The organism is Oleiphilus sp. HI0117, assembly GCF_001635235.1.
Genome location: NZ_LWGA01000672.1, coordinates 1 through 6,641, shown reverse-complemented (window position 1 = coordinate 6,641; position 6,641 = coordinate 1). Strand labels below are relative to the sequence as shown.

The 6,641-nt window shown below is 44.1% G+C and carries 6 protein-coding genes and 2 pseudogenes; 2 read left to right on the top strand and 6 right to left on the bottom strand.

Annotated features, from left to right (window positions below):
- Positions 1-458: pseudogene (locus A3757_RS09160) on the bottom strand (DNA polymerase I); the annotation flags it as partial.
- 152 nt (positions 459-610) lie between these two features.
- Between A3757_RS09160 and A3757_RS09155 the strand changes: the two are divergent.
- Positions 611-910 (top strand): DUF2782 domain-containing protein, encoded by a 300-nt coding sequence (locus tag A3757_RS09155; RefSeq protein ID WP_068509226.1) that lies wholly within the window; start codon positions 611-613, stop codon positions 908-910.
- Positions 911-1,077: 167 nt separating this feature from the next.
- Positions 1,078-1,422, top strand: a complete 345-nt coding sequence (locus A3757_RS09150) for a hypothetical protein (protein WP_068509224.1) — start codon at positions 1,078-1,080, stop codon at positions 1,420-1,422.
- Positions 1,423-1,558: 136 nt separating this feature from the next.
- On the opposite strand, the gene A3757_RS09145 is transcribed toward A3757_RS09150, so the two are convergent.
- The 5 genes and pseudogenes from A3757_RS09145 to A3757_RS09125 all read right to left on the bottom strand — a co-directional run.
- Positions 1,559-2,515, bottom strand: coding sequence for an alpha/beta fold hydrolase (locus A3757_RS09145; protein WP_082865344.1), 957 nt, complete (start codon positions 2,513-2,515; stop codon positions 1,559-1,561).
- Positions 2,516-2,664: 149 nt separating this feature from the next.
- Entirely contained in the window at positions 2,665-3,570 is a 906-nt protein-coding gene (speB, locus tag A3757_RS09140; protein ID WP_068509222.1) for an agmatinase, read from the bottom strand.
- Between the two features lie 12 nt (positions 3,571-3,582).
- Positions 3,583-4,767 carry a carboxynorspermidine decarboxylase gene (gene nspC, locus A3757_RS09135; RefSeq protein WP_068509218.1) on the bottom strand — a complete coding sequence of 395 codons (1,185 nt, stop codon included), beginning with the start codon at positions 4,765-4,767 and terminating at the stop codon, positions 3,583-3,585.
- A gap of 40 nt (positions 4,768-4,807) precedes the next feature.
- Positions 4,808-6,016 (bottom strand): saccharopine dehydrogenase family protein, encoded by a 1,209-nt coding sequence (locus A3757_RS09130; protein WP_068509216.1) that lies wholly within the window; start codon positions 6,014-6,016, stop codon positions 4,808-4,810.
- Between the two features lie 75 nt (positions 6,017-6,091).
- Positions 6,092-6,641 (bottom strand): annotated as a pseudogene (locus A3757_RS09125) (arginine decarboxylase); the annotation flags it as partial.

Genomic DNA, 6,641 nt, shown 5'->3' with positions numbered 1-6,641 from the left:
ACATGCTCTGTCACTAACTGAGCCATATCCTTATCGCCAGTTGAGATCACCACATCGATCTTCTTTTGCGTTGCCTGATGCGCCAAGGCACCAATCACATCATCCGCTTCGACATCAGGAATGATGAGTAAAGGCAAACCCATTGCTTCAATGATCTCGTGAATCGGCGCGATCTGAGAACGTAAATCATCAGGCATCGGTGGACGATTCGCTTTATAGTCAGGGTAAATTTCATGACGAAAGTTCTTACCTTTAGCGTCAAAAACCACAATTACTTTAGAGCCTGGATAGTCGGTTTCCAGCCTTCTAAGCATGCTGATCACACCTTTAATTGCTCCGGTTGGCTGGCCTTTAGAATTAACTAAAGGAGGTAAACCATGAAAAGCCCGGAATAAATAAGATGATCCATCCACCAAAACGGTAGGAAGTGTTTGAGATTGCTCGGTATTTGTTGTCATAAATTGCGTATCTATAATTGTTTAGATGCTGGTAAGAGCTGGGTTTTGAAATTAAAAGTCCGGTGAGTAATCACTGGCACAGTGCTATAGTAAGAAAAAACGACAATACAGAACAGATATTTTTATTCGTCAACGCTCATACAGGAGTTCATATGCGAAAGATATTACGCCCAACTTTATTAGTAACTCTACTCGCAACTCAAGCCAGCATGTTCGCTATAACATCCGCACATGCAGAGGAATCTATTCAGCCTGCTGAGCCTGAGATCGTTATTCGCAATGAGGATAACAAAACTTTTTACGAATATCGTGTGAATGGCGTTCTAAAAGAAATTAAAGTCGTTCCAAAGATTGGCCCTACTTATTATTTAGTGCCTCAGGATGGCAATGCCTGGATCCGCGAAGATCGCTCACAAGTCCTTGTGCCTAGCTGGGTATTGTTCGAGTGGTAGCACTTCCCTCTTAACGTCCTCCTTGCCAAGCCCAACAATTTATTTGCGTTAATACCTTTGCTTAGTATGAATATTCTAATTTATCAGCGTATCGTTGGTGGTGAATTAAGAATTTGTGGAAATTAAATCCACAGCGCTGAGATACTTACAGAGAAAAGGATACTATCATGGGCACTATCAAATCTTACCAAGAGCAAGTTCAAGACATCGTTGAAAAAGCAATCGCTACTGTTGAAGAGCAGCACAAAGCACTTGCAGCTGCATCTTTCGAGTACATCGAAAAGCTATACAAGCTAGACACTGTAAAAGCTAAGCACGACGAAGTTTCTGACATCGCTTATAGCAAAGCACGTGAAGTAAACAAGATCGTTGCTGACTACGCTTCAGACATCATCTCTAAAATCGAGAAAGAAGAAGCAGCTCCAGCAAAGAAGGCACCAGCTAAAAAAGCAGCAGCTAAAAAAGCACCAGCTAAAAAAGCAGCACCAAAGAAAGAAGCTGAAACAGCTTAGCTTACTCTAGAGTTTTAAAAACAACGCTGCTATACCAACCCCTTTAGCAGCGAAGTTTCACCCGCCCTGTTTATCAGATACTAATCTAATTAAACTTGGTGGGTATTTTTTTGCCTCAAAATCCAGGCAGCAAATTTCAACGCTGCTTTGCAAGATGGCCAAGAATATGGCGAGATAACTCTTCGTATTTTTCTTGAATAACCCAGTGGCCCGCTTCCATCTCAATAACCTCATACTCAGCACTAACCAAGTCACGCGTACCCACAACCCCCGAGCGCTTTAACGCTACATCCTGATTACCCCATATAAAAGTCGTTGGTACATCAACTTGTCCAATGTTTAAACCGACATCAAATGCTGGAAAGTTTGCGCGATACCAGTTTAAAGCGCTCGTTAGTGCATGCTCTTGTTTGAGGATATTTAAGTAGTGTTCAGTTTCTGCATCCTCATGACTAGTCCAAACAGCTCGCAATTTTTCATAATCATTTTGAGCTAAGACATATTCGGGTATGGTCTTTTTCTGAAAGAAGCGAATATAGTCACTTGATTCGTATTGATCCGGATCTTCTCTGTAGGCCTTTCCGAAAGAATCAATATGAGGCACTGAAATAGCCACATAACTGATCACACGATCGGGATAGTCAGCCGCGAGCTTCCAACCCACACCAGCACCCCAATCATGGCCCACTAAGTGAAATTTCTTTATCCCTAGATTATCAGCAATCTGTAACACATCAGAAACCAGGTAATCTAATTCATACGACTTAAGCTCGCCAGGTCTAGCGTCTGAACTATAGCCACGCTGGTTGGGGGCAATAGCGTAGTAATCTTTGGTCGCAAGCTCATCCATAAGCTTATCCCACATAACCGCAGACTCAGGAAAGCCATGAAGTAATATAACCGGCGTATTTACCTTATCGCCACGAACATTTACCGAGAATTTCATGCCATTGGCATCGACTGTTAAATAGCCTTCAGGGTCCCACTTTGGCAGGTCACCTTTAGCAAGGCGCTTTACATACAAGAAGCTTACACTGACAACACATATCAGCAGACCCAAAACAGTTAGCGCGGCTTTTTTTCTAATTCTCATAATCAACCTATCTTAAGGAACTCATATAACCTTACCCACAAAGAACAAACACTCTGTGAGATGGACATTTATTTGGTCAGTTAGAGTAATGCCAATTCAGACTTAAAGAGAGCCACAATAATGAGAAATGAATCTTACCGGTGGGTAAATTACCTAGATTGAAGCCTTTCAATAATGCCCATCATTTTATATGTCAGGAGTGCTGCCGAAAATTCGTAAGCATGAAAGCCTTTGATTGGTGCGAACTCGGTAATATCGAAACCGATGATTTCGCATTGTTTTGCGACTGACTCAAATAAGGACAATGTTTGATACCAGCCAAGCCCACCTGGCACGGGCGTGCCTGTTGAGGGAAATACGGAAGGGTCCATGCCATCAATGTCTAGCGTAAAGAACACTTTGCTCGGGAAGTTATCAGGCAAATCTATTTTTTGGATATTTTGGGGCACTAAAATGTCCGCATCGATATGACGTACACCGTGTGCTTTGCGAGTCCGCATTTCTTCTTCGCAGTACGCGCGAATACCCAGCTGAAATAAAGGGACACCCAAATCAACGATGCGTTTCATTACGGAGGCGTGGCTATACGGGTTGCCTTCGTACGCTTCGCGCAAGTCGGCATGGGCATCGATTTGCACCACACCAAAGTCATCTATGCCAGCATCCAGAAGCCCTTTAATAATGCCATAGGTCACCGTATGTTCGCCGCCTAAGCCAATAGGGAAACCACCGCGCTCAATTATATTTGTTGTGGCAAGTGCGATGTTTGCAATGACTTGCTCTGCACTTCCTGCCATGTCGACAGGAGGGTGAGTATAAATACCTTTCGTACTAGGATTACTTGTACCGTCCCAAGTTTCAAGCTGCCAGGAAGCTTCTAAAATAGCCGCTGGACCTAAGCCTGTGCCGCCGCCGTAAGAAACAGACTCCTCATAGGGTATGGGCAAAATATGAAAAAAGGCGTCTTCAGGTTTAGGGTGTTTAAACTCTGAACCTAAAAAAATGGGATAGCCAGGCGCTGCGAGTTGGTCAAATTCGTTTGTGTCTAAATCCATGCTCTATGCCCCTTATGATAAACGGTTTTTGAAGTCGTCATAGCCGAACTCTTTGACTATTCGAAGCGTATCAGTTTCTGAATTCCAGATCGCGATAGCCGGTAAACCAATGCCATTAAAGGTATTGGTTTTGACCATGGTGTAATGTGTCATGTCGTCAAACATCAGTCTTTGGCCAATGCTTAAGGGCTCTTGAAAACTGTAATCGCCCATGACGTCACCCGCTAAACAAGTCTGCCCGCCTAAACGATAGTTATAAGTAAATTCATCACTTGCTCCGGCACCAAAAATATCAGCTCGATAAGGCATTTCAATTGTATCAGGCATATGACAGGTGGCAGAGGTGTCCAGAATCGCAAGATCAACAGTATTGTAGGTAAGGTCTAGTACCTCTGATACTAATACTCCTGTGTGAATTGCAATGGCTTCACCTGGCTCTAAATAAACTTGCAGTTGGTAGCGATCTTGAAATAGTTTGATGCGTTCGATCAAAGCGCCAACGTCGTAGTCTGGATGGGTAATATGATGTCCGCCACCAAAATTCACCCATTCAAGCCGAGGTAGAATGTCAGCAAATTGTTTTTCAATTTCGGCAAGTGTTCTATCAAGCGCGTCAAAACCTTGTTCGCATAAGGTATGAAAGTGTAAACCGCTTATACCATCCAGGCTACAATCTTTAAACGCCGATCTTGGAATCCCCAGACGTGAGCCTGGCGCACAAGGGTCGTAGATCGGTGTTGTGCCCTCGGAGTGCAAAGGGTTGATCCTTAAACCGAACTCTAAGTCAGGCCGAGCCTGTTTGGCTCGTTTGGCATTCTCTTTAAATCGCTCCCACTGACCGAACGAGTTGAACACGACGTGTTTCGAGATTGCCATAATCTCTTCTAAGTCATGCTCAGTGTAGGCGGCTGAAAAGGTATGAACCTCTTGACCCAAGTCTTTGCCACCGAACTCTTCATAGCCTAAACGTGCCTCGTGCAAACCACTGGCACAAGTGCCTACCAGGTATTTGTTGATAAGCGGCGCGAGGCTAAACATAGAGAAAGCCTTAAGCGCCAATAATATTTTGGCGCCCGACTTTTCCTGTACCTCGTTCAGTATTTTAAGGTTCTTTTCTATTGCGACTTCATCCACGACAAAGCAAGGAGAAGGCACCCGTGCTGGGTCGAACGCTTCAAAGGTTTTTGCTTTAACCATGCCTATTTCCTACCAACGTCTAAGCAAATAGAACTAAGCATTAGATCAAATCAAACCCTGGGTTTTCAATGACTTTCCACGATAAGCCATAGGCATTCATATCACTCATAAAGGCGTCTGGATCAAGCTGCTCCATATTCCAGACACCGGGCTTCATCCAATGGCCTTCGATCATCATTTTCGCACCAATCATCGCTGGAACTCCTGTGGTATACGAGATCGCTTGAGATTGAACCTCTTGGTAGCAGTCTTGATGATCTTTGACGTTGTACAAATAAACTGTTTTCTCTTTGCCATCTTTAAGGCCACGGACCACACAACCGATGCAGGTTTTACCCTTAGTGCGAGGGCCTAGAGTAGACGGGTCTGGTAGCAAGGCTTTCAGAAACTGGATAGGTACAATTTCCTGGCCTTGGAATTCAATCGGCTCAATTCCTGTCATCCCAACATTCCCTAAGACCTCTAGGTGTTTGAGATAGCTATCGCCAAAACTCATCCAAAATTGCGCACGCTTAATTGAAGGGTAGTGCTTGGTTAAGGACTCAAGCTCTTCATGATACATTCGGAAAATATTGTAGGTGCCTACGCCATCTGGGCAGGTGAAGCTCTGCTGTGTCGACATGGCAGGCGTCGCTACAAACTCACCATCTTCCCAATGGCGGCACTCTGCGGTGACTTCTCTAATGTTGATTTCAGGGTTGAAGTTTGTCGCGAAGGGGTAGCCGTGATCACCACCGTTTACATCGATAATGTCAAGATAGTGGATCTCATCGAAATAGTGTTTGGCAATATAGGCAGTAAACATGTTGGTTGCACCTGGGTCAAACCCTGAGCCCAGCAATGCCATCAAGCCTGCTTTCTCAAAACGTTCTTGATATTCCCACTGCCATTTATACTCGAATTTTGCCGTATCTAATGGTTCGTAATTCGCCGTATCAAGGTAGTGAACACCCGCTTCCAAGCAGGCATCCATGATCGTCAGATCCTGATAAGGCAAGGCAACATTAATGACCATAAACGGTTTAACTTTCTCTAAGAGCGCGACTAATTCAGGAACCTTATCGGCGTCAACCTGAGCCGTTTCGATTGTCCGCTGATAGTTTTCTTGTATCTGCTTGGCGATTGCTTTGCACTTAGATTCTGTCCGGCTAGCAAGCGTAATCTCGGTAAAAATATCGGGTAATTGAGCGCATTTTTGCGCAACGACTTGACCGACGCCACCAGCGCCGATAATCAATACTTTTGCCATAGTCATAGTCCTGTTCTTTCAGTTGTTACAATAATCTTATTCAATAATATAGCCTTAGCTAAGCGCTATTACGGCTCAATGTTCTCTCTCGTAGTAGGTGTAACCTTGCATACTCGAGTTAAAGGTTTTGATCATCTGCTGACGCTCTCGTGCTGTAATTCGTCCTTCTTTTACCGCTCTCTCAGCCGTATTTCGGTAGTTGAGCATCATATTTTTAGGTTGATACTCTACATAGCTGAGTACGTCAGATATGGTGTCTCCATGAATTTCTTTAACGAAATCAAAGCTGCCATCAGCGTTCAGACGCACGCTGACGACATTAGTATCGCCAAACAAGTTATGCAGATCACCTAAGGTTTCCTGATAAGCGCCGACCAGAAACACCCCCAAGTAATACTCTTCACCTTCTTTAATCGGGTGTAATGGGAGTGTTTTTGCTGTGCCGAATTCGTTGATAAATTTATCAATTTTTCCATCGCAGTCACAGGTTATATCCGCCAGCACTGCCTGACGTGTTGGCGTCTCATGCAGCCTGTGAATTGGCATAATCGGAAACAGTTGATCAATCGCCCATATGTCTGGCAGCGATTGAAATAGGCTAAAGTTTCCATAGTAGATATCTGCC